The sequence below is a fragment of the Pricia mediterranea genome (assembly GCF_032248455.1).
GTDB lineage: Bacteria > Bacteroidota > Bacteroidia > Flavobacteriales > Flavobacteriaceae > Pricia > Pricia mediterranea.
In genome coordinates, this window is the sequence record NZ_JAVTTP010000001.1 from 2,147,440 (window position 1) to 2,174,097 (window position 26,658).

General features: G+C 47.6%; 19 protein-coding genes. 4 read left to right on the forward strand and 15 right to left on the reverse strand.

What is annotated here, in order from left to right; all coding sequences use genetic code 11:
* Nucleotides 1–46 precede the first annotated feature (46 nt).
* The 7 genes from RQM65_RS08960 to RQM65_RS08990 form a co-directional block, all read right to left on the reverse strand.
* Nucleotides 47–1,144, reverse strand: a complete 1,098-nt coding sequence (locus tag RQM65_RS08960; RefSeq protein ID WP_314014302.1) for a CynX/NimT family MFS transporter — start codon at nt 1,142–1,144, stop codon at nt 47–49.
* A gap of 298 nt (nt 1,145–1,442) precedes the next feature.
* Nucleotides 1,443–1,655 carry a hypothetical protein gene (locus RQM65_RS08965; RefSeq protein WP_314014303.1) on the reverse strand — a complete coding sequence of 71 codons (213 nt, stop codon included), beginning with the start codon at nt 1,653–1,655 and terminating at the stop codon, nt 1,443–1,445.
* Nucleotides 1,656–1,760: 105 nt separating this feature from the next.
* Nucleotides 1,761–3,251: a class I adenylate-forming enzyme family protein gene (locus RQM65_RS08970; RefSeq protein WP_314014305.1), complete on the reverse strand. Its 1,491-nt coding sequence runs from the start codon at nt 3,249–3,251 to the stop codon at nt 1,761–1,763.
* A gap of 86 nt (nt 3,252–3,337) precedes the next feature.
* Complete coding sequence (locus RQM65_RS08975; RefSeq protein WP_314014306.1) at nt 3,338–4,324, reverse strand: 3-oxoacyl-ACP synthase III family protein; 987 nt, start codon at nt 4,322–4,324, stop codon at nt 3,338–3,340.
* Nucleotides 4,325–4,459: 135 nt separating this feature from the next.
* Nucleotides 4,460–6,916: a TonB-dependent receptor gene (locus RQM65_RS08980; protein ID WP_314014307.1), complete on the reverse strand. Its 2,457-nt coding sequence runs from the start codon at nt 6,914–6,916 to the stop codon at nt 4,460–4,462.
* Between the two features lie 133 nt (nt 6,917–7,049).
* Nucleotides 7,050–7,973 carry an alpha/beta fold hydrolase gene (locus RQM65_RS08985; RefSeq protein ID WP_314014308.1) on the reverse strand — a complete coding sequence of 308 codons (924 nt, stop codon included), beginning with the start codon at nt 7,971–7,973 and terminating at the stop codon, nt 7,050–7,052.
* Complete coding sequence (locus RQM65_RS08990) at nt 7,963–9,465, reverse strand: sodium:solute symporter family transporter (protein WP_314014309.1); 1,503 nt, start codon at nt 9,463–9,465, stop codon at nt 7,963–7,965. Before RQM65_RS08990 ends, RQM65_RS08985 begins: the two co-directional genes overlap by 11 nt.
* A gap of 396 nt (nt 9,466–9,861) precedes the next feature.
* Between RQM65_RS08990 and RQM65_RS08995 the strand changes: the two genes are divergently transcribed.
* From RQM65_RS08995 to RQM65_RS09005, 3 genes are all read left to right on the forward strand, one after another.
* Nucleotides 9,862–10,599 carry a beta-ketoacyl-ACP reductase gene (locus tag RQM65_RS08995; protein WP_314014311.1) on the forward strand — a complete coding sequence of 246 codons (738 nt, stop codon included), beginning with the start codon at nt 9,862–9,864 and terminating at the stop codon, nt 10,597–10,599.
* A gap of 92 nt (nt 10,600–10,691) precedes the next feature.
* On the forward strand, nt 10,692–12,080 hold the full coding sequence (locus tag RQM65_RS09000) for a tetratricopeptide repeat protein (protein WP_314014313.1): 1,389 nt from the start codon (nt 10,692–10,694) through the stop codon (nt 12,078–12,080).
* A 41-nt stretch (nt 12,081–12,121) separates the two neighbouring features.
* Entirely contained in the window at nt 12,122–12,451 is a 330-nt protein-coding gene (locus RQM65_RS09005) for a glycerophosphodiester phosphodiesterase family protein (RefSeq protein WP_314014315.1), read from the forward strand.
* A gap of 40 nt (nt 12,452–12,491) precedes the next feature.
* On the opposite strand, the gene RQM65_RS09010 is transcribed toward RQM65_RS09005, so the two are convergent.
* The 3 genes from RQM65_RS09010 to RQM65_RS09020 form a co-directional block, all read right to left on the reverse strand.
* The gene (locus tag RQM65_RS09010; protein ID WP_314014317.1) at nt 12,492–13,916 is read right to left on the reverse strand and encodes a purple acid phosphatase family protein; all 1,425 of its coding nucleotides are present in this window, start codon (nt 13,914–13,916) and stop codon (nt 12,492–12,494) included.
* A 205-nt stretch (nt 13,917–14,121) separates the two neighbouring features.
* The gene (locus tag RQM65_RS09015) at nt 14,122–15,129 is read right to left on the reverse strand and encodes a Gfo/Idh/MocA family protein (RefSeq protein WP_314014319.1); all 1,008 of its coding nucleotides are present in this window, start codon (nt 15,127–15,129) and stop codon (nt 14,122–14,124) included.
* A 29-nt stretch (nt 15,130–15,158) separates the two neighbouring features.
* On the reverse strand, nt 15,159–16,643 hold the full coding sequence (locus tag RQM65_RS09020) for a sodium:solute symporter family transporter (protein ID WP_314014321.1): 1,485 nt from the start codon (nt 16,641–16,643) through the stop codon (nt 15,159–15,161).
* A gap of 131 nt (nt 16,644–16,774) precedes the next feature.
* Between RQM65_RS09020 and RQM65_RS09025 the strand changes: the two genes are divergently transcribed.
* Nucleotides 16,775–17,650, forward strand: coding sequence for an AraC family transcriptional regulator (locus RQM65_RS09025; protein WP_314014323.1), 876 nt, complete (start codon nt 16,775–16,777; stop codon nt 17,648–17,650).
* Between the two features lie 211 nt (nt 17,651–17,861).
* Here RQM65_RS09025 and RQM65_RS09030 read toward each other — a convergent pair whose 3' ends face one another.
* The 5 genes from RQM65_RS09030 to RQM65_RS09050 all read right to left on the reverse strand — a co-directional run bounded on the left by RQM65_RS09030 (nt 17,862) and on the right by RQM65_RS09050 (nt 26,438).
* Complete coding sequence (locus tag RQM65_RS09030) at nt 17,862–19,334, reverse strand: PHP domain-containing protein (protein ID WP_314014325.1); 1,473 nt, start codon at nt 19,332–19,334, stop codon at nt 17,862–17,864.
* A gap of 21 nt (nt 19,335–19,355) precedes the next feature.
* Nucleotides 19,356–20,279, reverse strand: coding sequence for a dihydrodipicolinate synthase family protein (locus RQM65_RS09035; protein WP_314014327.1), 924 nt, complete (start codon nt 20,277–20,279; stop codon nt 19,356–19,358).
* Nucleotides 20,280–20,375: 96 nt separating this feature from the next.
* Nucleotides 20,376–22,034 carry a SusD/RagB family nutrient-binding outer membrane lipoprotein gene (locus tag RQM65_RS09040; RefSeq protein ID WP_314014328.1) on the reverse strand — a complete coding sequence of 553 codons (1,659 nt, stop codon included), beginning with the start codon at nt 22,032–22,034 and terminating at the stop codon, nt 20,376–20,378.
* A 12-nt stretch (nt 22,035–22,046) separates the two neighbouring features.
* Nucleotides 22,047–25,466: a SusC/RagA family TonB-linked outer membrane protein gene (locus RQM65_RS09045; protein WP_314014330.1), complete on the reverse strand. Its 3,420-nt coding sequence runs from the start codon at nt 25,464–25,466 to the stop codon at nt 22,047–22,049.
* A 21-nt stretch (nt 25,467–25,487) separates the two neighbouring features.
* Nucleotides 25,488–26,438: a PKD domain-containing protein gene (locus RQM65_RS09050; protein ID WP_314014332.1), complete on the reverse strand. Its 951-nt coding sequence runs from the start codon at nt 26,436–26,438 to the stop codon at nt 25,488–25,490.
* Between the last annotated feature and the right edge of the window lie 220 nt (nt 26,439–26,658).

Genomic DNA, 26,658 nt, shown 5'->3' on the forward strand with positions numbered 1-26,658 from the left:
ATGAAAACCTTTATCATGTAAAAATAGTAAAAAGCGACGCATTACTTCACACCTTTCCCGGTCTGGCCGCTCCCAGGCCCATCCTCAGTTTAAGGGCGGCGATTACGAAGAGAAAGATCAGGGAATAGGTCCAATTCCCCGAAAGATCAAAAATACTGCCGAAGATCATCGGACCGGTAGCCGCAACCAGATATCCGATGGACTGTGCCATGCCCGAGAGTTCCGTGGCGGATTCCGCGTTGTGGGAGCGGAGCACGATAAAGAGCAACGCAAGTCCGAATGTACCTCCCAATACAAAACCGATAAGCGAGACCCACAGGGCGATCCATCCTATATCGGGCAGCAGCAGGCCCACTAGGCCAACGATTTCCACAAGCATCAAAAACCAGACAATGCCGCGCTGATCTCTCTTTTTTCCCGCTACAAAAGGAACGATCAAAGACCCTAGTATTCCCGTGGCCTGGGAGAGGGAAAGCATCCACCCGGAAAACGAGGGATCATATCCCCTGCCCTGAAGAATGGAAGGCAGCCAGGCGAGAATGACATAAAAGGTCATGGACTGCAAACCCATGAACAAGGCGACCTTCCATGCCAATCGGGATTTTCCCAAACTTTTCATGGCGTCTCGGTAGCTTTGCTTGGCCCTTGCCCGGGTCAACCGCGACACTTGTGGCATCCAAACGAAAAAAGCAATTAGGGCCAGAATCGACCAGACCGCGAGCGAACCCCGCCATCCGAGACCCGCATTTTGGGCTAGCGGCACACTGACCCCCGCGGCCAAAGATGCTCCCACCGCCATGACGGAAGAATACATACTCGTTATAAACCCGGAGTTGGAGGCGAAATTACGTTTGGTCAATCCGGGCAAGAGCACATTGCCGAAAGCGATGGCAATACCGAACAAAAACGTACCAAAATACAGCGCCGGCATCCAAGTAAGGGAACGGATACCGATACCGATCGCTAACAACGCCATGGCACCCCACAACGTGCCGCCGATACCGAACCTACGTGTAAACAAGGGGGTGAGCGTAGATACGACCCCGAACATCAGGAGCGGGAGGGTGGTCAAAACACCCAGCAGGGTGTTCGAAAGTCCGGTCGCGGCCCTGATATCCTCGATAAGGGGACCCACGCTGGCCAAGGCCGGTCGCAGGTTGATGGCAATGAATAGAATGCCTGTGATCAGAAAGACATTCTTCGGTTTAGTTAGTTTTTCCAGGAACAGGGGATTTTAATACTATTGCGGAATACCCTCGACTAGGGTAGTATTGAGTCAGCGGTGGCGATTCCGGCTTTGCCACGACCGGTTTCCGTTCGTAATTCCGTTTTAGTCGTGACAATGTCATGATAATAATAAATTACGGCAAAAAAGAAACCGATGGCCATTACGACTATCGGTTTGCTTTATCCGTCATGGTCAGGACTTGAGTCCTTTCCTTTTAGTTCGAAAGACCGGGAATAGGCTCCATTTTACCGTCCTTTAGTTTTCCAAGCACGGTAACGTCCTTGGTCTTTTTATATTCATCTATGGCCATCTCCAATTGTTGTTTGGTTTCCCTAACAATCTTGATACCGGATTTTTGATTTTTATTGCGGACCTCGATATAATATCCATCGCGAAGTGCCGTCGGTTTTGTGGCAGGTCTTCCCATAATACTACTGTCTTAACTGTTTAAAACTTAAATTAACGATAAACATAGGCAAATTAACCTAAACAGCTGAACAAACTAGGGTTAAGCTAACGTTAAAGTGTCGGATTAGTCTGGGATACCCTTTAAATAGTCCCGTTGGATTTTTTTGCGGTCGATTTTGCCCGTGTCCCCTTTGGGAATCTTATCGAGGAAATGAAATTGGAAGGGCACCTTGAATTTGGCCAGATTCTCCAGACAGTGGCCTTTGATATCCTTTTCGGAAATTTTGGTGCCGCTCACTAAAAACGCGATCCCACATTCCCCCCACTTTTCATGTGGGGCCGCGATGACCACCGCTTCCTTTACGTTCGGGTGCGCCAACAAGGCCCGCTCGACCTCGGCGGGATAGACGTTTTCGCCTCCGCTGATATACATGTTCTTTTTCCGGTCCAAAACATAAATAAATCCTTCCGCATCGATTTTTCCGATATCGCCGGTGCAAAGCCAGCGGCCCTGTTTTGCTCGATGGGTAGCGGCTTCATTCTGCCAATAGCCGGGCGTGACCATTGGACCGCCGATCAGGATTTCCCCGGGGACATCGGGCTCGGCGGTCTCCCCGCTCTCGTCCAGAATTTTTACGTCCACATAAAAGTTGGGTTTGCCGATGGAACCCTGCTTCCGTTCGGCATCGTTTTGATGCAAAGAGGTCAGGTTAGGACCGACTTCAGTAAGGCCGTAGCCCTGTCGGATGGGCACTTTTTTACAATGGAAAATCGCGATAAGCTTTAACGGCATGCTCTCGCCCCCGACCACAATATAGTTCAGACAACCGATGTCAGTTGTGTCGAATTCGGGCAATTCAGTCATCATCTTAAGCATGGTGGGCACGGCCATAAACAGGTCCAATTTCTCCTCGACGATACAGTTCAGTACGGCCAAGGCATCGAATTTCTTGAATAGGATGATGGTTCCCCCGCGATGCAGCACCGGGGTCAGCAGCACGTTCCATCCGCCCGTATGGAAGAGCGGCATACAATTAAGGGTAACGGTATCATTATTGATCGAGAGGCTCTGGGTGGTGTTAATACTGTTCCAAAATAGCATCTTATGGGTGTAGAGCGCACCCTTGGGTAGGCCCGTAGTGCCGCTGGTGTATAGGATAAAGACCGGGGCATTCTCCGTCAGTTCGGGCTCCGCAACCGCGGGGGCTTCTTTTCGGACAAAGCCGTACACCGAGGCCAAATCCTTGAAAACGGTATCCACTTTGAGTTCCTTCGTAGGGACACAACCATCGGTATAGGCCAATTTGCACTCGGAATCAGTGAGCAGGACCTCGATTTCCCTTGGGGCCAATCTGAAATTTATGGGAACGAGAATGATACCTGTCTTTTGGGCAACGGCAAAAAGGATGACTTGGGCCAAGTGGTTTTCAGCAACGATCGCCACCCGGTCGCCCATGACAATCCCGTGGTTCTCCCTTAAATGCGCGGCCAGGGCATTACCAGCGGTATCGATATCGCCATAGGATAGACTCCTCCCGGACATCGCGTCCTTGACCGCCGTTTTATCGGGCTGGTAGTCCGCCCATTTTCGAAACCAATCCAAAGTGTTGTTCATGAGTAATCTTAGGCTAATGATAATTTTTCGCGGGTGCCAAGGGCAATTTGTGCCGGCATCTCAGGGCTCCCGCCATGAAGTCGATATTATAAAATAAACGCGTTCGCTGCAAAGGCAAGTCCCCCGCCAGAACCAATGAAAAAAACGAGGTCGTCCTCCTTTATTTTCTTTTGTTCCCAGGCCTCGTGAAAGGCCATCGGGATGCAGGCCGATCCCGTATAGCCGTAATCGTGCATCACGGTGTGGGCCTTATTTTTATCAACATCCAAGATACGAAGGGTTTCCCATATGGCGTTGATATTGATCTGGGTGATAAAAAATTGGTCCACTTCGCTTATCCCGACCTTCATTCGATGGGAAAGCTCCCTCGCAAGGTCGCTCCACATTTGGGGATTGAGTTCGGCGGGGAATTTTTTAACGAACTTAAGTTTATGATCGTTTCGCTCCAGCACGTCCTTAGAAACGGGATTTTTGGTACCGCCGCCATAAATGCCCATCCAATCCGCATATTGTCCTTGGGAAGCTAGTTTTCCGGCTTGGTGGCCCCTGTTCATTTCCTCCGTGGAAGTAAGGACCATCGCCCCCGCCCCGTCGGCAAAAAGGGTAACGGTTTTTTTGTCCGCCTTGTCCAGATACTTGCTCATGGCGTAGGCGCCAACGACCAGCACGTTGTTTACCGAACCGCTGCGGATGTAGTGCGTGGCGGTCTCCGTGGCCGTGACGAACCCGGCACAGGCGGCGTTGAGGTCGAAGGTGCCGGCGTTCTCGTTCCCCAACCGGTACTGTAAGACGGCTGCCGTAGAGGGAGACACGTATTCGGGGGTGTCCGTCGCTACGATGATCAGGTCAATGTCATCCGGTTTTAGCTGGGCATTTTTTAAAGCCGACAAAGCGGCACTTTCGCAAAGATCTGCCGTAGACTCGTTCTCCTTGCACCATCGACGTTCGTAAATATGGACGTTCTCGCGAAGCCAGGTATCGACATCCTCGCCCAGCAACTCATTGAAATAAGCGTTGGGCAAGGTGAGCTCGGGGACGTACATCCCCGAGGAAATTATTTTTGCATTCTTCATGTAACTAATTTGTTTTCCGGTCAAGGCATGCCTACGGCACCTTGGGCAGCGTTTCAACTTGGACTTGCCACTGGCCCTTAGAGACTGTTTTGAATTGTGTGATTAGAGCTTTTATAGGTCGTTCAAAACAGTCTCTTAATCCAAATGGATTTTTGTTTCCAAAACATAGAGTCCTTTTGTCGGCGGGGCGGCGGTAAATTCGCGCAGCTCATTGTTGAATAGGTTGGTGGCGGCCAGGGAGATCGTCACCTTATCGCTGACCTTGTACCCGATGTTGAGATCGAAGGTTACGAATCCGCCTAAGGGACCGTAGTTATAGGAATCTCCGCTAGGGGCATCCTCAACAATGGGCACGCCCCTATAGGTCATCCCCGGAATGGTCTCGGAAGCGATCTGGAAACTGGAAAAATAGTTGTACTGCTGAACCGCCCGTCCGAAGATCGATCCAAAAAACCGAGATCCGTAATAGTTCAATCCCAGACCGCCTTTGTTTTTCGGTGCATTGACCAAGAAATCCAGGAAATTCACCTCCCCGTCATTATTGAAATCGTTGTCGGAATTGTCTTCGTCGAACGAATAGTCAAAATAGGAGTAGTTGGCCGTCATGCTCCATTCCGGCGAAATGGAATAGGTAAGGCTAAGATCGGCCCCGTAGGTGTTGACCTCGCCGAAGTTGATGTAGGTGGCGACCAAGCCGTTCAGGCCTGCATAACCCGCCTGCACCTCCTCAATTGGGGTGTCGCCGCGTTCGGTGGCCACACCAATTACCGTAACGGGACTCAAAAAGTCTTTGTTGACGTTATAGTAGGCGTTCACATCGGTGTACAGGTTTTCTGCCAGAGTACCGCGATAACCGATTTCGTATGTGGTTACTTTCTCGACATCCTGGGGATCGATCTTTGAGCCGTCGGCCAGGGTAAATCCTTCGGCGTTTCCGAGAATCAGGCCGGAGAAAAGGTTCCCATACATATTCAAAATGGTCGGGGCGGCAATGCCTTGCCCGTAAGTCAATCTAAAACTCCCTTTTTCCAGCTCCTTCGACAGCCCTAGCTTTGGAATAAAATTGGTGCCGTAAATATCGTGGTTGTCCACTCGAGCCGCGGCCAAGGCCTTGAAACCGCTGCCGAAATCGTAGTTCAAATGCAGATATCCGCCGATTTGAGATACGTCGATACTATCGTCCTCATTTTGGTCTAACAAGTAAGTGCCCAAACTGTTGGCCATATCCTTTTGATACTGGAGGCCGGTAATCAGCTCCAAACTTTCGAAGAAGGTGTTGTTATACTGAACCTCGGCGTTCCATCTTTTGGAGTCGTCCTTAAAACGCGCCCCCGTTTCGTAGGAATACTCGCCAGCGGCTTCCTCCGGACTCAAGCCCGCATCGATACCGGCATAGTATCTTTTGGTACGATCATCAATGGAGTAGGTGTCATCGGTCTTACTGGTGGTCAAATAGGTCTGCGCAAAAAAGTTCTTGGTGTTGAACCGCAGCTGGAATACGTTGATACGCCAGTCGATGATCTGGTTCCTGCCCACGTTCGTCGGCGAAAGGTAGGTACTGTTGCTATGGCCGTAGGTGGCAATCAGGTCGGTACCCGCCTTCGGGGTGAAGTAAGCGCTGGCCTCGGTCTTGAAGAACTCGACGTCATTGTCAAGCTCCAGTTCCCGATACGCCTCCTTCACGCCATCGGCCCCAGGGCTGCCGTCCGCCGCTTTTCTATCGATATAGACCGAATCGGCGTAGATGAATTCCGTAGCCTTGGTATATTCCCCGGTAGCCTTGAAGGCCCATTTATCGTTGAATTTTTTGGCATAGCGTAACCTGCCGGAGTAATAGGCATTGCCATCGCCGTTCACGCCAATATTTCCTGCCACCGTAAGACCTTGGTGTCTTCTGGGGTCTTTAGTGATGGTATTGATCAGTCCGTTATGCGCATTGGGACCGTAGAGGGTCGCATTCGGACCCAAAATCAGTTCGACCTGTTCGATATCTTCCTTAATGGTCGTAGTCAGCGGGCCCATTGGGAGTCCCGTTGCGATAAGCGATGAAATCCGATTATCGACCACCTGTAGGTTCTTTGAATTGAAATTGGAATTAAACCCCCTAATGTTAAAGGCCGGGGCGGCAATTCCCGCCCTAAAGTAATCGACTCCTTTTTTACGGGCCAAAAGTTCTGCCGGATTTCCAGCGTAGCGTTCGATTTCACGGGCCCCGATGGTAATGACCGTGGCGGTGGAATTAGTCAGTTTTTCGGCTTTTTTGGAGCCGGAATAGACCACCACCTCTTCGAGGGCCTGCCCCTGTGACAGTGTGAAATCCACGGTAACACCTTCCGACACCTCCACGTTCTTCGAGGAAGGTGAAAAGCCTACGTAGGAAGCCTCGATCAGAAGATTGCCCGCGGGAACGGTCAGTTGGTAATTCCCGTCCATATCGGCGGTCGCACCCACGCTGATTTCAACGGCATAGACCGTAGCGCCGGCGAGTCCGGCCCCATCTTGGTCGATTACTTTTCCGGTGACCGTCACTTGCTGTGCGTTCATGGCGATACAGCTGGCCAAGAACATCACGATTACTGCTACATGTTTCATTGTTTTTGTATTTAGTGGTTAATAGACTTTATTGTTTTAATCGAGTTGCGGCGAGGTTTGCTTTTTCGCTTCATCGGCTACACTGCTGCTAACGGACTCGAGAAAGCGCGTCGCATAAAGCATTCGGACTTCCCTATTTTTCAATTTCTTCCAGGATAAAATCGTTCACGGCATCGTTGCGGTCCCAGAGCACAAAATGGCCGGCCCGGTCGAGTTGTTCCGTTTTAATATTAGGATAATCCTCTTTTAATTTCTTCAGGATTTTTTCCAAGGATAATTGGGGATGTAGGATTTTATTCGGAATCAACATATCGTTCTTGCCGTAGACCACCAGTACGGGCACTTGGATATCCGGAATTTTATCGTACGCCGGCTCGGCCAGCATAGCGTGGATGCTTTTTACGATGGTGGACACATACTCCCTGTATCTTTCGGCACCCTCTTTTAATTCGAGCCTGTCCCGTAGCATAAACCGGGCGTCCTCGGGAAGTTTGTTTCCGAAAAAGTTCAAATTGAAATTCTGTTCTATCTGGACATCCGTCATGTTCAGGTAAAGCCGATCGTTGATCGTGGTATGGAACCATTGCTTCTCATCCTCGGTAAATTGCTCGAGGCCCGCTGGAGCCAAAAGCACTAGGTTTGTCAACCAAGAAGGCTGTTGCACCGCGGCCAGATACATGGCAATCTGTCCGCCCATGGAATGCCCGACCAAAGTGACATTTTCCAGTTTTTTTAGTTCGATGAATTCCGCTATGACTTTGGCGTAGTTGGCCATCCCGGGAACAAAACTACCGAGTTCCGTCGCGCCATACCCGGGAAGGTCGGGGGCAACTACGACCGCTTTTTCGGCCAAGGCGGACAGGTTCTTTCTAAAAGCCTTGGAATTGCTTCCCAGCCCGTGGATCAGTACGATGGTGTTGTCCCCGTCCCCCGTCTGTCGGTAGTTCAGGGTAATATTGCTTTTCGGCAGCGACAGTTCCGAGTGTTCGATATTTTGGCTCATGAGGGGCATAGCGGTTAAAACGATGATGGTCAAAAGAAGGAGTCTAACTTGCATAGGCCTTGGTTTTCATGGGTTTGACAACATAGATGGCCGTGCCGACCGCTGTGGAGGCCATCAGGGCGATGGCCGACGCCACGGCCGGATTTCTTACCGTGGCCCCCTCCATATAGGGGGTCAACTCTAAATAATAAATCCCGAAATGGGTGGCTATTGCGACTATGGAGCCGACAATCGGAATAAATCGATTCGTGGTCGTGGTAAAAATGCCGAAGAACACGGGTACGAAAGCCGCCGAAAAAAAAGCATAGACCCCGTTTTGGGCAAAAATTCCCACGCTCAGGCTGGGGTTGACCAGCTGTTCGTAAGACAGACCTATGGCCGCAAGGGCAACAAAGAGGGTAACGCCCAAATTAATGTGAATCGGTTTGAGGTTTTTCCCATACCGTCCTAAGACCGGCATGATCAGGTCATTGGTCAAGGTAGTCGGGATGGCTTGTATCAAGCCTTCCAAGGTGGAGAGTCCCGCTGCGATCAATCCCAAAATGACCAAAATGCCCACATAAATAGGAAACCGATCTACCACGTAAGCGGGAATGATTCCGTCCATATTCAATACTTCTCCCCCGTGCATCAGATCGGGAAAGCTCAACCGGGCATATAAACCGGTAATCACCACGGAAAAGAAAACCACCAACAAGAGGATGGAATACATCAAAAACCGGTTGACCTGGGCATCCCTTTTTATAAGTAGGGATTTCGTCAAAATGTGGGGTTGACAAACGATGGCGATACCGACAATTGCATTACAGACCACCACTTCGAAAAAATCCCGGAAAAGCGGACTCGATTTGTTAAAGGTCTTGACCAGATGCGGGTCGATGGCGCTAAGCCTTGCCATGATGGATTCCTGTCCGGCAGCCATAAAATATTCCGCCCCCGAGCCCAGAAGCAAAACCGCTACCACGATCATCATGACCGCCTGCAACGAGTTGGTATAGACCATGGAATTGGCGCCCCCGGCCAACATGTACGTAAAAACAACGACCACTAGAATAATAAGGATGGTCAGTTCATCGGCGGACAGGGCCTTGGCGATCACTTTGGTAATTCCCACACAGATCAACACGATAAACGTAATCAGCAGGGCGCTCAGCAATCCAAAAAACACCTTTAAGAACGACGATCCGTAGCGTTTGCCCACCCAATCGGCTATGGTCAACGACTTTACATTGATACCATATTGCCTAAAGCGTTTCATCAATACCACCAACGCCACAAAAATTGCGAGCGGCATGACCACCCCAAAAGCCAGATAGGCACTGACCCCGTATAAGGCGATAAACCCGGGATTAATGATAAAAGTGGCGGCACTGGTCAAGGATGCCGCCAAGGAAAGGGCTACGGAAAACGATGAAAACGATTTACTGCCCAAGGCATAGGTCTCGATACTTTCGTCTTTTGCCCTTGACTTTATGACCAAATAGCACAGGATGCCCACAAAAACGACCAAAGAGGTCAGCGTCAGTATCGGATAATATTCGTTCATAAGGGGATTGGACTTTTTTTGACGGTAATCCGTTCAATCGGTTGACCAATATAGAGACAATCCCTTCCATTTTGATACTTGTAAATTCAGATTTATGATATGGACTTTTTTAACGCCGATGCCAAAGCGAGACCACAAGCCATCCCTTTTTGTCGCTAAAAGCGTGTTTTTGGGCACAACATCCTGCGGAGCGAGTAGTTTTATCAATTTATTCCTTCAGGTCAAGCCAGTTTCTTTAAGTTTGTCCACATCCTTTTAAAATATTGCAACCACCTAATATATAGATATATAACGCCCTTTTTATAATTATACCAATTAAAGTCAATCCCAATAAATTAATAATGCCTAATTTAACCGTACGAAAATAGCGATAGCTTTGGTTCAAAACGTATACAAATGGAAAGACTAAAGGACAAAGTAGCCGTTATAACCGGTGGAGCGAACGGAATAGGAAAAATCACCGTTGACAAATTTCTGGACGAGGGCGCCCAGGTCATCTGCTGGGATATCAACGCCGATGCCGGAAAAAAGCTGCTGGCCGAAAACGAGGGCAAGGCCCTAAAGTTCGAAAAAGTCAACACCGTGAACAAGGCCGAGGTCGATCAGGCGGTGAACGACATTATCACCACTTATGGGCGTATTGACATTTTGATCAACAATGCCGGAATCACCCGGGACGCAACCCTTAAAAAGATGACCCCGGATCAATGGCAGTCCGTTTTAGACGTCAACCTGACCGGCGTTTTTAACTGTACGCAGTCCATCTCGGCCCATATGGTCGAAAAAGGATCCGGAAAGATTGTCAACGCCTCGTCGGTAGTCGGGCTGTACGGGAATTTCGGACAGAGCAACTATGTGGCTACCAAATCAGGCGTAATCGGTCTTACCAAGGTATGGGCCAGGGAGCTTGGCAGAAAGGGTATCAATGTAAACGCCGTGGCCCCAGGATTTATCGCCACCGAAATGGTAGAGACCATCCCAAAAAAGGTGATTGCGGACCTGGAATCGAAAACTCCTTTGGGCCGTCTGGGGAAGCCTGAGGATATCGCCAATGCCTATGTCTTTTTATCCTCCGAAGAGGCCAGTTTTATTAACGGAACGACCTTGAGTGTAGACGGGGGGCTAGTGATGTAGCGTAGCCGCCATCCAACAGTAAGCGAGCATACGACCGTCATTTAGATTGTATTGAGTTATTAAGGCAGCTAGGCTATGTTGAATCTGGTGCAATGAAACTAAAGAAGTTTACCGAATTCTCTGACTCACTGCTCCCCCACGAGGCGCTGTTATTGGAGAATTCCGTCCAGTTTCAGGATTCCGACCGCGTTGCTATTTTTAAAATCGTAAAACACAATGCCCTTTCAAAGGATACAAAAAGGGCGTTCGACCTCGGCATCGACAAGCGCAAGTATTCGCACCTCATGAACTGGATGCAGGCGCGGCTTGAGGACCACTGTACCGACAAGTACTACAAACGTCTTAACTATTTCGACAACCAGATCAAGACCGACGCCATCTCCTCGGCCGAGGAAAAAGAACTGCTCAAGCTTATCAAAGACTATCAACCACATCGTTTTCACTTTATCCGGTTCTATGAAGTGGTCAAAAACTACCTGAATTTTCTATTGGTGCGGGTTCGGTTAAACGATTACGGACTTATCAACCGTTTCGTTCATAATTATCACGACGACTACATCCGCAATAAGGATATCAGCAACCGGATGACCCAGGCGACCTCCGATATCGTCACCGAGTATCACGGCAACCAACTCTCCCAAAACTCGCTTAAATGGGCCCCTTGGCTAAAACGCCTGTTCGAGGACGCGGAAATCGACGGGTCGAACCGGTACCAAACCTTGATCTTGCTATCCTATCTCGCCCTGCTCAAGAACGACCTACTACACGCGACCATTGCATGCTACGACGCGCTGGAGCCCCGACTGACCGATGGTTCGTACTACTCCAGAAAGCTATTGCTCAACTTTTACGGCAACAGGCAGTTGATCTTAATGAAACTAAATCGATATGACCAGGCCCTCCACTTCGGACGTCTGTCCATTATGGAGCAAGGGAACGACTACATCATGTACCTCAACAATTATTGTTTTAATCTCTTAAAGCTCGGGCGGCCCGAAGAAGCCTTGCGCATTCTCAAGGAGGCCCTACCGTTCGCCCGGCAGATGTCGAACAAATACAACAAATCGCTTTTCATCTCATCGCTGGTCAAATGCTATAACGACAACGGAGAGTTCGCTACAGCCCGCCAATATGCCGAAAACCAGCTCGCCCTGAACGAAAAGGATATTGTGGAGCACAATTGGAACAAATTCTTTAGAACTTATCTGGAAACCCTGCTTCACCTGTATGAATACCGACAGGCCAAGCGGACTCTAAAACGGTATGGACTTTTGGAACGGGAAAGCGGACTTTTAAAAACCTATGCCGGTTTTCCGTATTTTAGGTGGTTCAAGGCGTTTATTGATTACAAGGAAGGGAATACGAGCGGCATCCAATTCAGAAAATCGATCCTTCGCGAGAGGGAAAGAATGGCCCTGGTACACGATGCCAAACCTTCTGAAAGCGTGATGTTGTTGTTGAAGGATGCCCTGCGAGGGTGACAATCTTTCCTATAATTTATAAACCAAACCCATTTTAATTCATGTTTAAAAACAATCTCTCTATGCTATTGTTCCTGCTGAGTGCATCTTGCATCGGGCAGGAACTAAAGCTAGACAGCCTACTTGCTGACTTTTATGACCGTCCGGAAATTATAATGGTCGCCGCGCATCGGGCGGCACACCAAAGGCATCCTGAAAATTCATTGGCGGCCGTACAGGAGAGCATACGACTCGGTATCGACATTATCGAAATCGACCTAAGAATGAGCAAGGACGGTAAATTTGTTTTAATGCACGATAGCACAGTCGATAGAACAACCAATGGCACTGGCAGCGTAAGCGACCTCAGGGCACACAAGCTGCACCGTTAGCTGTTCTCGAGCGCTCTTCTACTCTTTTTTACGGAAGAACTCAGTCCTCCTCCTTTGCAAAATTGCTTTCCAATCGAATTGGGCTGTCCGGTATCTTGTTGATCAGTTGTTTCTTGCCGTTTTTCTTGCTAAGTTCAAAAGCATCATAAAGGGTTCCAATAGGTGTATAGGCCCCGTATTTAATCGTGTCTTTAGATACCGTTAGTATCTGAAAGAGCTGGGTGTACTCGCCCCGTCTTACCATCCATTCCTGTTCTTCGGAATTATACATCTTTGGTCCTGCGACTGAAACTGCATAAATAGTGCCGGCATCGTTGACTACGGTAAGCCCCTTACCTTTGTTCTCGGCATAGCCTCTGGCGTAGGTGTGGTCATGCCCTTGTAAAACCAGGTCCACCTTGTATTTGTCGATCAAAGGTTTGATGGCCTCCCTTAATTCCCAATTATCCCTGCCCTCGACCGTTGAGTACACCGGGTAATGTGTAGTAATTACGGTCCATTTTTTCGTATTGGTCGCAAGTACGGAATCCAACCATTTGGTCTGGGCCTTACGGCTATCCATATGCTCATCGAAACTTTCCGAATCGAACGATATCAGTTTCATGTCTTGGTAATCGATAGCGTAGCAGGCTTCCTTCAGCTCTTCCATCGGGCCGTTTTCCGGTAAGGTGAATTGGGGTCTCCACAGTGACGTTAGTACACCATCGCGGTACTCGTGGTTGCCGGGCGTCATCATACTGGGTACGGTAGCATGGATAAAGCTGCCCGCGTGAAACCATTCGCCCCACTCCAAGTTCGCATCCCGATCGTTGATAAGGTCGCCCGCGTGCAGCATAAAGTCCACCTGAGGAAATTGCCTGTAGGAACTACGGATGACCCGCGACCACAGCGACTTTACATTGTTCTGGGCATCCCCAAAATAGATGAAACTGAAAGGTTCTTCCATATCGGTTCGCGCGGTCTTAAGCTGAAACCATTCGCTCCAATAGGCATTGTCGTCCGAGCCGTTTCCCACCCTGTAGACATAAGTCGTATTCGGTTCGAGACCGGAAACTACGGCCGAGTGATAGGTCGCCTTCACCAAGGGTTCTTTTCTGTTCCGGTTCTCGAACACCTCGGTCTTGGCTTCGATCTTTCTTAGGTTTCCCAACAAAAACTCGGGACCGTCGGTTGCAACGGCCACCTCTACGATCCCCTGTTTTATTTGCTGATCCGTACGCCAGTTGACGGCAAAACTATGGGCGGGGTCTAGCGTCAGGTTGGCTATAATTCGATCCGGGGTCCTGGAGGGGAACATTAATTTATGTGCGGCTACGGAATCGTGTTCGGTATAGTGGCTGTGCCCGTGATCGTGGTCGTTTTCGTGGTTGTGACTATGGTGTTGCCCGACCGACGATTCTTGCGCACTCATTGCAAAATTGAAAGCTAAAAAAAGTAAGGCTACCATCCTTTTTTGAATTCTCATAAGCTGTTCTTTTAGAGATTGTATTAAATTATATCAACTATTTTTTTAAAGCTCCTTTTGCACATTTCTTCGTTAAAATTTTTGACCATAGCTACTGCTATGCTAAAAAGTTTTGCATAAAACTGCATCAAAAATGGCTTATGAAAATTCTAACCACATATTTCTAAACAGTCTCTTTGTTGTTAGTGTAAACTGTTATTGTTCATTATTGTCCTGGTTCGTTCATGCCGATCCGTTTACCTATTTCATAGCTTTCCCTCAGTTTTTCGATGACCTTCATATTGTTTACGCCATCACTTATAGCCGTTGGAACCTCAGTATTCCCTAGAATAGCATGCGCAAAGGCATCTGCCTGTAAGGTGTATTGGTCACAAGGGTCTAACTTTATCTGTTCAGTGTTCTCCTTTCCCGTGAACCAAATTTTCGCGGATCTGTCTTTCGGGGGGTTAAAAGGAAATTCAAAACTTATCCTTCCTTTCGTTCCATAAATATGTGCCTGTTGGTCTTCGGCCAATTGGGTGGCACAAAAAAAGGTCGATACACCTTCATCGAATTCGAGTATCCCCGAGGCCAGGACATCTACCTCAAACCCTGGATGATTTTCGATGTTCGCCATCACGTATGTCGGCTCTGTTCCGAAAAGGTATCGGGCAATTGAAATAGAATAGCATCCGATATCCATTAGACTGCCGCCCCCGTACGCCTTGCTATTTACGATGCTGTCCGGATGGTCATCATAGAAGGAAAAAGACGACTGAACCATTCTCAGTTTGCCGATTTCGCCGGCTTCTACCAGCCGTTTCGCCTTGGTCCATTGGGGATGGAACCGGTACATAAAACCTTCCATTACCTTTAGTTCGGAATGCTTCTTTGATGCTTCCATCAAACGCCTGGCCTCAACAACACTAAGGGCGATCGGTTTCTCGACAAGTACGTGCTTGCCTGCATTCAAGGCTTTGATGGCCCATTCAACATGCAGGTGGTTGGGAAGCGGTATGTAGACCGCCTGGATATCGGCATTCTCCAGCAACTCTTGATAGCTTCCATAATATGTAGGGATGTTGAATTTTTTAGAGACAGCCTCTGCCCTGTCCGCCTTTCTTGAGGCAATGGCCCTTACCGTCGCATACCTACTTTTGAAAAGTGCAGATATCATCTGCTCTACTGCAATGGTGGCGGTGCCCAAGACTCCCCATTTTATTTTCTCGTCCATGGCCGACTCTTATCGATAAAATCCAAGTATTAATTTTCCTTTTTGCGTTTATTAAAGCCCACAAAAACAAGGGCCAATGCAATCAGTCCGGCTGTCGCGACGGCCCCTACGATAATAGGGTCCAAAGTGCACTCTAACCAAGCGTAACCCGATGGCAAATCTCTTAAAAATGTCCCCCAAATTATAATCAGGATGCTGAAGACTACCGAAATGATGCCTTGTAAAAGTTTTATCTTGACATTAAAGATAGCCAGCAGGAACAAGCCCAGGATCCCCCCTCCGAAAATGCCTGAAATTTGCCACCAAATATCGAGCGCGCTTTCGGCATCGATCAATAAGAGGGCGAATCCGATTCCTAGAAACCCCCAAAGAACTGTCGTGAGGCGCAAGAACCCGATATTGTTTCTTTCGGAGGCTTTTGGCTTGAAATATCTTTTATAGAAGTCCAGAAACAACACGGTGGCCGAGGAGTTGAGGGCAGAATCGACCGTACTCATCGAGGCGGCCAAAATGGCTGCAATGATCAATCCTTTCAAGCCTACGGGCAGTTCAGTGGCAATAAAAAAGGGAAAGACCTCATCCCCCTTTACAATGGATGGGTCTAAGACGTTACCCCCACCGGAATAAAATGCAAATAAGGCGGTACCGATATAGAGGAAAATTACCGTTAAGGGCAAGTAGATCAGCATGGCCACCCATACGGAACGTTTGGCTTTTTTCTCGGTAGCAACGGCGCTGTATTTTTGGGTATAGTTTTGATCCGCCATCAAGTTTCTGATGTTCTCGGTCACGCCATAAATAATCATGACCCAAATCGTTCGGCCTTCCAAGGAAAATGAAGTGTCGCCCAAGCTGAACTTGTTTGCATCTAAAGCGTTCTGAACGAGAAAATCGGGTTTTTCAAATATCTCGGTCGTTAACAGATAGGCACTGAACAACAGGCCCCCGATCATTACGATGGACTGTAGAACATCTGTCCATATCACGGCTTCCATACCTCCCATTAAAGTATACGCAATCGTTGCCATACCTATAATCAAGATCAGGGTGCGGATATCGACATCGACAAAGCTGGTGAGCAATAAAGAAGAAAGATAGAGAATTACCGCGGTTCGACCTATCATGAACAACACAAAGGACAAGGCTGCGTAAATTCGCCCCCAATCCCCAATTTTATCCTCGAGATACTTGTAGACCGAAATGATATTATGCTTACGGTAATGGGGAATCACATATTCTGCCACGAACCATGTGACGGGCAGGGCCGTAAGCGCGAAAATCAGGGGATGCCAGTTTTCATCGAACGCCTTGCCCGGGACGGCGATATACGATATGCTGCTGGTATAGGCACTCATTACCGCTATACCCGCGGCCCAAGCGGGTATGCCCCTGCCCGCCACCATGAAGTCATCGGAGGTCTTGGTTTTTCTCAAAAAATAAATGCCCATTGCGACCATTACCAATCCGTAAAGTACCAGAATGGCAGTATCGAGGGTTCCTAGTTGGTAGTTCATTGTTAGTAGGTCTGGAACAACATTTTTTATCCCGTAACACAAAGTAAACTGAAGAAAATTGGATATACCACAACTATATTACAAAAAGGCTGTGATATATTAACTTTAGAACTCGAAAAAATTATGTATTATTGAAAAACGGGTTAATATCCTTCGACATGGAATTCGTTTGCGAAAAAATATTTGTGCCTACCAATCACTCGTTCATCACCCGGAGGCTGCCTCTGTCATCGAATGCCAGAATTCATTCGCACAAAAATTTTGAACTCAATTATATTGTATCGGGTGCTGGCAGGAGAATCGTAGGGGACAACATCTCGGGTTTTGAAAAAGGGGATTTGGTGCTCATGGGGCCTGAATTACCGCACTGCTGGGAAGTACTCGATGATCGGGACGAAACAACACCAGCTAGTATTGTCACGCACTTTTCGGAAAACATCACCGAATCGGACTTCTTTAAAATGCCCGAACTTGAAACAGTCCTTAGACTGCTAAAACAAGCGAACCGGGGAATTCGGTTTAAGCCTGACAATGACCTGAAAATAAGGACAATTTTGACCGAAATGGCTTCCAGCAAAGGACTTGAATATTATATCGGGCTTCTAAGGATATTCAATCTTTTAATTAAAATCGAAGATCGGGAACGGCTTTCCAACCCGATAAACCAATCTTCGGTCTTTTCGAAGAATATCGAGAAAATAAACAAGGTCTACGAATATGTTTTTCAGAACATACATGAAGGTATTCGACTTAACGATGCGGCTGCGGTACTGAACATGGCTCCCAGTTCTTTCTGTCGGTTTTTTAAAAAGAAGACGGGGAATACGTTTATGGAATACGTAAAAAACGTGAGAGTCGGTATTGCTGCCAAACTATTGGCGGAGACGGATAAACAGATTACCCAAATCTGTTTCGAAAGCGGCTATAACAATCTGGCCAATTTCAACCATTATTTTAAGGCCAATATGGGGAAAACCCCTTCGGAGTACCGTAAAAACTTTCAGTGACGGTACTTATTCGTATAGGCCATCTATTCTACCCATGTACCAGCTCCAAATGCCATCCAGCAATCAGAACAAGCCAGCGATCACGAAAAAAAGGTCTGGCTGACCGGTCGTGCCGGCCCATGCGACACCATGTTCAAGACCGAACTGGCCACGGACTGCCGAAGCCGTTGCAAGCGATAGTGCAACTACCACAATTTTATCCGCAAGACTTTTAGAAATTAATGGTAGTCTTTTCGTGTACTGAATCGCTCTTGGCACTTTTTCGCTTTGAAAACCTATAATAAGCAACGGCCAAAACGTACAACAGCAGCCCCAGACCAATTGGGCCCAATAATAGACTATATTCAGAATAGATATCGTTATAGCCGATTACCGCCTTTCCCCTGAGATAATAGTGAACGCCTATACCCATCAAAAAGATGGCGCCTATGTTACTTAGGACTAAAAGCCCATTATTCCTTAAAAGAACCGACTTTTCAGTACGATTGACAATACTCTGAAAAAGGAATATCCATAGGGCCCACGACAATATCTGGGCCCAATTCAAGGTTCTAAAATAGTTGACCGTCGTCAGAAAAGGACGAAAAACAAGATTAGCTTTCGGGTAAAAAGGACGGTCTTTGTATATTAAAATCTTAATTTTCTCCTGCGGACCTTCTTTTAGGATGTTCAGGACAGCTTGCTTTTTTCCGCTGTGACCCAGGATATCCCAATCCGGGATTTCAAAGGCATTGTATAGGGAACACGCTTTTCCGTAACCGTGAAAATCGAGGCCGCCGATCATGATAAGTCCGTTCTCCTCACAGAATTTCCGCAACTGTTTGAAAACATCCCGGTCATAATAGAGGTCTGTGCCGGTATTTTCTATTTCAAAACCATCCGCTCCAAGCGCTGCATAGACTTCTTTCCTTCTTCCCTTGCCATCGAACCAATGATTTATAATCACCGCACCACCGTATCGATGCACCGAATCAATTACCGCTTTATCCTCCATTCCCTTGGTTTCGAATTCCCCATTAAGCCCTAACAGGCTCATATGATTGGTGCCCGAGAATTCCTGGCCTACCAGCACTAAGGGATCTATAGGAAACTTTCCTTCTTTTTGCTCTTGGGAAAATTCAAGACTCTTTTTGTGGTTGGCATGGTCGGTAATGAAAAAGGCATCAAAACCGTTTCTCTTATGCCATTTCCACATATTTTCTTGGGATATCAGTCCATCATGGCTGAACTCGGTATGGGCATGCGAAGTTACCAAAACCGTATCGTCGGTGGTGTTCCTAATCGTATTGTTCGGTAAAGGGATAAACAGCACCACAACGAAAAGCGCAAAGCAAAGGCCGATTATCAGGGGTAGGTTTGCCAGTTGTCGATAGAGCATGTCCCTTCTGAAACGGCTCCCTCTGAATTTTTTTACAGCACTATAGCCTACGTAAAAAATAAATCCCCAGAACAAGGCCAAGGGTAGCTCCTCCAAAACATATAGAGATCGGTTCAGATAGAGCAAAGGACCTAAAATCGGCTCGAAAATAATCCGCCAGATTGAAATATCGACCTTATACCCCGGGGCCGGACTTTGTAACAGAGCGTCCTCAAAATGTACTTTAAATTGAAAAACAGTGGACAGTATAATAATGGACAGCATTACAAGCGCAAGGAAGAGGTTTTGTTTTTTTGTCCTGTTCATTACAAAGCTATCGAGATTTGGTTATAACGGGGAGCGGATGTGTGTTACGCTTTCGAACTCTTGCAGGTATCCTTCGATTTTACTCCGTCTATTGCCGTTCAACCTAAACAGCGGAGCGGCCATGTGGTCTTCACAGATTCCCATAATCGACAGGGCACATTTTATGGCCTTGATACTTCTGGTAGGTGAATCTTCTACCTTATATATCGTGTCATGCATCCGTAAAATCACTTTTTGGATTTTTGTGATACGCTGTTTGTCCTTGGATAGGGAGGCCTCGTACAGCGCCACGAATAATTTGGGGAACACATTGGCCCCTCCGGCAACTGCACCATGACCGCCTTCCAAGACAGCGTTGGACAAAAAGAGCTCGTTCCCTACAATTACCGAAAAATCCGGAGTATCCTTAAAGGCCTCGATAAAGGCGTATAGCATCGCTTCGTCGCCCGAACTATCCTTTACTCCGATGGCGCCGAGTTCCTTGACACTTTTTACGGTTTTTGGAGAGAGGTTCAGTTTGGTGCAACTGGGTATATTATAGATTAAAAAAGGTAAGGGCAGTAAGGGCGCGAGTGCTCGAAAATAATCGATTATTTCTTTTTCGGAAAGCGGAAAGTAATAAGGCGGTGCCACCACAAGGGCATCGGCCCCGGCCCTTTGGGCGTGATGTGCAATTTCCAGGCTTCCCCCAAAAGAAGTATCGGTTATCCCGACCAGGACCGGAACCCTTTTGTCCACGATATTACAGGCTTCGGAAATCAGTTGCTTTCGCAGCGCATAGCTCAAACTAGGGCCCTCACCATTGGTGCCCAACAGGAAGATTCCGCTTACACCTCCTTCCAGGAGATGTTCGATGAGATTTTTCAGACCCTTGCAGTCCAAGGTTTGGGCTTCCGACAAGGGAGTGACCATAGGCGGGATGATACCTTTCAGGGGCAATTTCATAGGATTACATTTGGGTATCAGCAAATTAACAGGAAAGCCACGCCTTACACCACTATTATATTGTAAGAAACATATCAAATATTAACCCTCCAAAGGTCAATACGGTTGATTCGTACCCTGTAGCAACCACATTTTAGACCACGCACTGTTGTTGCTGCTATCCTCACCCTTAAACGAGGTAGGTTGCAATTTTTCAATTGCGGATTCCGCATTGGCGCTGTTATTGTCTATCTCATCGATATGATAATAGAACCGCAAGGGCAATGCGGCACGTTTGGCAGTCGGTCCGGTCTGCAAATCGGGAAGGCCGGTTCTTCTATAATCGAACCAAGATTGGGCTGCGGACGACCAACTGGCAATCCATTTTTGTTCTATGATATCTTCCAAGGTTCCTCCGTAGGCCGCTTCCCCCGAAATGTAATCGTCATATTCACCTCCCACCCCCCAGGCCTCAAAGGATTGTTTTATACCCTGGTTATAGTGGCTCTCCGCGCCTCCCGATGCCCAGCCCTTCAGGGCCGCTTCCGCCCAAATAAAATGCACCTCGGCCGCAGAACTCAAACGGCTTTGCAACAAAGGCCCGCTGGCATCTTTATAGATATCGTTCAATTGCGAAACATGGGGGTTATAAGATCCCTGATTAAACTCTTTCTTTAGATTGAAGGCAGGGCCCAAGGTAATCTGGGTCGGCAAACCGACATAGTCCTTGTCAAAATCTACGGGCACCCCGACCACATCCAAATGATCATCGACCAGTTTTTGGGAGACGTGCCTTTCCCCATCGATGATTTCGTCTCCCCCTGCGGCATTCGGATCCAATACGATGGGCGTCTCTACAGGATTCGCCCAAACGCCCAATCTCGGATCGTTGAGCGATTGTAGGGCATCTACCAAGGTGGCTGCCATTTTTATTCTAAAATAGCTGCCCTGTGGGTCGTCATCGAACTCCGTGTTGGTTGGCCATGCGTTATCCGGACTGGTTCCGACATAAGCCACGTTTGCGTCATCCGAGACATCCAAAATCAACGGAAATTGCTGCGGATTGCTCAAAATTCTTCTTAGGCCTTCCTCGGCAAGGCTTGGCTCCTTAGCGGACAATCGCATATAAAAGCGTACTGCCAAAGAATTGGCAAACTTTCTCCATTTCGAGGCGTCACCTGCGTACAAGATATCCTGACTCGCCTGAATGCCGGAATATGCATTCTGACCTTTGGACAATAAGGTGTTGGCCCTACCCAAATCCGCGAATATGCCGGTATAAATATCCATTTGATCATCGAACGGCGCATCGAAAAACTCGGCTCCCTCGGATCCCCTTAAGGCATCGGAATACGGCGCATCTCCCCAAAGGTCGGTTACAAGACCGAATAAATAGGATTTCATGACCAGGCCTACCCCTATATGGAATTCCAGGTTCTCTTCTTCCGCCTTTGCGATCAAGGTTCTGTTGTCAAGCAAAAGGCTGTAGTATCCGTTCCAACTATGGGAATCGTTTCTCCAATCGTAGGCGTTATGGCCACCGGACCATCCGTCTTTTTGGGTATGCTGCATTACCCCGGCAATATCCCCAAAACCTAAATTTACCGTACTTTTTGCAGCTTCGGCAATCACGTTGGCCAGTAAAAGATTAGGGTCCACGTTATCGGAGCCAATTTTATTCGGGTTCTCGTTCAATTCTTCCAAACCATGGCAGGAAACCAAAAGGATAAATGCCAAGGCACACGCCCCTATGCTATTTTTTAGACCATATTTCATAATGATTCTTTTTTAGAATGATACTCCAATTTTAATCCCGACGGGAACTACCCAAGGATCTACATTATAGCGTTCAATGCCCTGTTTAAACTGTGTTCCCCTATTGTCTGTACCGCTTTCCGCCTGGAATGCCCTTTCTGGATCTATTCCAAAATTGGAATCCTTGGTCCATAACATGATATTTCTACTGTACAGCGAGACACTTAGATTATCTAACCCGGCTCTTTCCACAAATTTGTAGGGAAGGTCATAGCTGAATGAAATCTCCCTTAACTTAATGTAATCCGCATCGAACATGTGGGTTACCCCAAAGTCCCAAGGGTTGGCCACCGAGAAAGGAAGAAAAGTGGTGCCTTCGTCACCAAGGTTTTCATGGTCTAAAATAAAGTTCCCATTTTCATCATGGGAACCGACTACGCCCGCATTAAAGATTCCATCGTAGACCACGTCACCACTGAACGATTCGGGGAATCCGCCGTTTCCGGGAGTTCCGCCAATGGAAATAAAATTTTCCCCATAAATATATTCATCCGCATTATCCAATACCCATTGTTTGAGTTCGGGGCCCGGTTCGGAAATTCCTGGATTTACGATATTGTCCAAAAGCTGCTGACCATAGCCATCTTCTACCATGTACCTTGAGGTCTGTGACATGTACTGCCCCCCTGAACGCCAGTCAAAGGTCAAGTTCAAGGTAAAGTTCCTGTACGAAAAACTGGACTGTAGGCCCATGATAAAATCGGGATTGTAATTGCCCACTTTATAGCGTTCCTCAGTGGCCAGCCATTCCGAATCCTCACCCTGGCCGATCAAAGGGTAGTTGAAATAAGGAGAATTTTCGTCGGTCACTCTTAAAATTTTTGGGGAGTACAGATTTCCGACCAATCCGTCTTCCCCGGTGGCAAGATTTCTCACATAGCCCCTGGAAACACTTTTATTGTCGCTCCAGAATTCTATATAATCCACTCCCTCGGTCAAGGCCAAGATCTTTGATTCATTGGTGGTGAAATTAAGGTTCAGATCCCAATTGAAGTGGTCTGACCAAAGCGGTGTGGCTCCCAGGGAAAGCTCCCATCCCTTGCTCTCCAAGACCCCTGCGTTGATGCCTACGCTGGTGCTTCCGGAAGAACCGGCAATGGGTACGCGGATAATCTGATTCTTGTTTTCGACGGTATAGTAGGTGCCCTCAAAACGGAGCCTGTTGTTGAACATGGACAGATCAAGACCGAATTCCTGCGAGGTGGCCTCCTCCGGTTCCAGTGAGGGAGTATTTAAATTGCCGGCACTGTATAGCACGGCATTGTCCCAACTCCCCTCATTATTGTAGTAGGCCAACAATTGAAACGGGTCGGTATCGTTCCCTACCCTGGCCCAGCCTCCTCTTAATTTTAAAAGATCGACCTTGGGGATATCCACCAGCTCGCTGACCAAAAAACTCAAGGAAGCGGAAGGGTAAAAATAGGAACGGTTATCGACCGGTAAGGTACTCGACCAATCGTTCCTTGCGGTAACGTCCAAATACAGCATATCCATAAACCCAAAATTGCCTAAGGCATACACGCTATTTATCGCTCTTTCACTCGTGAAGCTGGAATAGTTCAAGGCCGTAGGGGCAATGTTATCGACCGTAAACAGGTCGGGAACTATAAGCCCTACGCTGGAGAATGCGGAATTGTTGAGACCTGTATTCTTTTGGTACATTAAATTACCGCCCCCGGAAACCGTCATGTCAAAAGCCCCGAAATCTTTGGTGAAGGTGGCCAAGAGGTCAACATTCGTTTCCATGCCATCAGTCTTAGAGATTCCGTAGGTGCCATTATTGGGCTCATTATCATACCCCGGTGACATTTTCGTTTCCTGGGTCTGACTGAAAGTATTCAGGTTATAACTGGTTCTAAGACTAAAGGATGGGGAAATCTGCCAGTCCATGGCCAAATTACCGAAAACACGAAACCTGGAATAGCTATTGTTGACCTCATTGGCCAAAAACCAAGGGTTGTTGTACCCAGGGGCGAGGGTCAGCACGTCGGTTCCCGGAAGGTCATAATCCTTTAGATCGTTTAAATCAATGTTGGCAGGGGTAGAATAGGCCCATTGCAGGGGATTGGCGCCCCTGTTGGAAGCCGGCCGGTTATCTGCGTAACTATGTATAACGTTTACATTCGTGCTTACCGTTAGCTTTTCGCTTAAGGTGGAGGATGCCGAAAGGGAGAAACTGTTCCGTTTGACATCGGAATTTGGAATCAATCCCGTGTTCCGCATATTGGTAACCCCCACCCTATAGTTTAAGGCCTCGGTACTGTTGGTAACCGTAACCCCGTTGGTTGTGGTAATACCTGTTTGGACAAAATCATTGACATTATTGGGATAGGATTTCAGTTCGGTTGGAATGGGAACACCATTGGCATCCAAGGGGGCGTTCCACTGCACCGCAAAATAGCCCTGATCTAGTTCTGGCCCACCATTGCCGCCGGACAAAGTCACTGGGGGAAGAAGGTTGCTCCCACCTTGCGACTCCGGGGAATGTGAAAATAACCCCGAGGCAAACCTATTCTGTTTTTCCAAGAATTTGTAGGGGATGTCGAAAACCGTACTGGATGTAACCGAAACCTTCATTCTCTGGTTGTCTTGTGCTTTTTTGGTCGTTATCAGCACCACTCCGTTACCGGCTCTGGATCCATACAAGGCGGCAGCACTCGGGCCTTTTAATATACTAACGTCTTCTATACTATTTGGATCTAGGTCGGAAATGGCATTTCCGTAGTCTACCCTGTTGTCGTCACCGAAACCTCCAATATTGTTCAAGGAATTGGAAACCGGTACCCCGTCTATCACAAAAAGCGGTTGATTATCGGAGCTTAATGAAATGGCACCCCTAATGACCATACTTACCGAAGATCCGGTACCTCCGGTAGAATTTAGGGTTACCCCGGCGACCTTGCCCGATAAGGCATTCAATACATTCTCCTGTGCCACCCGGGTCAGTTCTTCGCCTGCAACCTCTTCAACGGAATACCCCAGGGATTTTTCCTCGCGCTTTATGCCCAAGGCCGTTACCACGACCTCATCCAAGGCCTGGGTGCCTGCGTTTAAGGTAACATTGATGGTGGACTGTCCATTAACATTAATCTCCAAGGTTTCAAATCCTAGATATGAAAATACCAGTATGCCTTCCCTATTGGGTACATTGATACTATAGTTGCCATCGAAATCCGTGGTTACTCCTGTCGCGGTTCCTTTTAATACGATACTGACCCCTGGCAAGGGGGTTCCGTCTTCGGAAGCGATGACCGTACCTGTAACCTCGCTGACCGATTGTGCCTGCGCGGTAAGACCGGCCAATGCCAAGAGCGAAATGAGAAAGACCGTTGAGATACGGTTGATATGGGCCTTGGTAGCGGTATATTTTTCCATAATGTCGTGGTGTTGCATTGGTTATTTTGGATTTTGCATTTATTGAACAACCTCAAAGGTCAATACCAGTGCGTTGGTGTTCACTCCGATGGCATCCGGCGATGCAGCCAGAAACATCACCAATCTCATGGAATCGTTCGTAATATTCTGGAGAATCACTTTTCTCTCAAAATCATAGAATCCCACGAATTCACTGCCCGAAAAAGCGAGGGTGCTGACATCTTGATAGATCAATTTCCCGCCGGGACCGTAAACCGAGGCTATTTCAAAATCCTCATTTTCCACATAGGTGAAGGTCGCATCGGCCTCTGGCGTATAGCGACCGGTACAAAGTCCGAAATCGGAACCTCCGTCGTTAACGATTCCCTCTCCGCCCGTAGTCGCAAATTGAAAAACCAGACCGCTAAAGGCAGCACCATCGGCTTTCACATCGTGTGAATAGGTGCCGTCAAAATAAAACGTGAATTCGTCCTCGTAGACCTCGGCCATCCCAAGACCTCCTCCAAAAATACCGGCGGGTAACGGGTTCGGCGCGCCGTCGAAAGGAGAAAGTGCCGCATCCGAATTGGCAAAATAATCGTTGACGGAATGGCCGCTAGAAAGTTTCCACGTTTTACCCTGATAATCCTCCGCCGTGTAATCACCGGTCAACAAGGCGTACGGTGGCAGATCCAAGGCCAGGTTTACCTTGGAAGTTTCAGTACCTCCATTTTCACCTGTAGCCGTTAAGGTAGCGACATAATACCCCCCCTCTTGATATACATGAACCGGATTTTGTTCCGTACTTGTTGTTCCATCCCCAAAATCCCACTTCCAACCGGACGCACTATTGGTCAATCCTTGAAATGCTACCCGTTTGCCTTGGACACTGTGGAAGATATCGGCAGAGAACGGAAAGTCTTGCTTCGAATCGTCATCGGAGCTACATGACGATAACAACATCATCGAAACTACCGTCCCGAAAATCAGTAAGGTTTTTCTCTTGATCATAGGTTTATTTTAATGATGAACATGACGGATACACTTCAAATAATCTCCGGGATGTTTTTTGATATTTTAATACAAGTTTAACAAAAATAAAGTTTAATATCACAATACATTTCACATATGTTATTAATAATACATTAAATCTTACCCTTTCATTTAATAAATTAATAATAATTTTGGCCAACGTGTTAATATCTTATAAAATCGAATTTGAGCTTTAACC

Bases quoted from the DNA above. Each gene is read 5' to 3' on its own strand.
- RQM65_RS08965 (WP_314014303.1), bottom strand. From the start codon at position 1,655: ATGGGAAGACCTGCCACAAAACCGACGGCACTTCGCGATGGATATTAT.
- RQM65_RS08970 (WP_314014305.1), bottom strand. From the start codon at position 3,251: ATGAACAACACTTTGGATTGGTTTCGAAAATGGGCGGACTACCAGCCC.
- RQM65_RS08975 (WP_314014306.1), bottom strand. From the start codon at position 4,324: ATGAAGAATGCAAAAATAATTTCCTCGGGGATGTACGTCCCCGAGCTC.
- RQM65_RS08980 (WP_314014307.1), bottom strand. From the start codon at position 6,916: ATGAAACATGTAGCAGTAATCGTGATGTTCTTGGCCAGCTGTATCGCC.
- RQM65_RS08985 (WP_314014308.1), bottom strand. From the start codon at position 7,973: ATGCAAGTTAGACTCCTTCTTTTGACCATCATCGTTTTAACCGCTATG.
- RQM65_RS08990 (WP_314014309.1), bottom strand. From the start codon at position 9,465: ATGAACGAATATTATCCGATACTGACGCTGACCTCTTTGGTCGTTTTT.
- RQM65_RS08995 (WP_314014311.1), top strand. From the start codon at position 9,862: ATGGAAAGACTAAAGGACAAAGTAGCCGTTATAACCGGTGGAGCGAAC.
- RQM65_RS09000 (WP_314014313.1), top strand. From the start codon at position 10,692: ATGAAACTAAAGAAGTTTACCGAATTCTCTGACTCACTGCTCCCCCAC.
- RQM65_RS09005 (WP_314014315.1), top strand. From the start codon at position 12,122: ATGTTTAAAAACAATCTCTCTATGCTATTGTTCCTGCTGAGTGCATCT.
- RQM65_RS09010 (WP_314014317.1), bottom strand. From the start codon at position 13,916: ATGAGAATTCAAAAAAGGATGGTAGCCTTACTTTTTTTAGCTTTCAAT.
- RQM65_RS09015 (WP_314014319.1), bottom strand. From the start codon at position 15,129: ATGGACGAGAAAATAAAATGGGGAGTCTTGGGCACCGCCACCATTGCA.
- RQM65_RS09020 (WP_314014321.1), bottom strand. From the start codon at position 16,643: ATGAACTACCAACTAGGAACCCTCGATACTGCCATTCTGGTACTTTAC.
- RQM65_RS09030 (WP_314014325.1), bottom strand. From the start codon at position 19,334: ATGAACAGGACAAAAAAACAAAACCTCTTCCTTGCGCTTGTAATGCTG.
- RQM65_RS09035 (WP_314014327.1), bottom strand. From the start codon at position 20,279: ATGAAATTGCCCCTGAAAGGTATCATCCCGCCTATGGTCACTCCCTTG.
- RQM65_RS09040 (WP_314014328.1), bottom strand. From the start codon at position 22,034: ATGAAATATGGTCTAAAAAATAGCATAGGGGCGTGTGCCTTGGCATTT.
- RQM65_RS09045 (WP_314014330.1), bottom strand. From the start codon at position 25,466: ATGCAACACCACGACATTATGGAAAAATATACCGCTACCAAGGCCCAT.
- RQM65_RS09050 (WP_314014332.1), bottom strand. From the start codon at position 26,438: ATGATCAAGAGAAAAACCTTACTGATTTTCGGGACGGTAGTTTCGATG.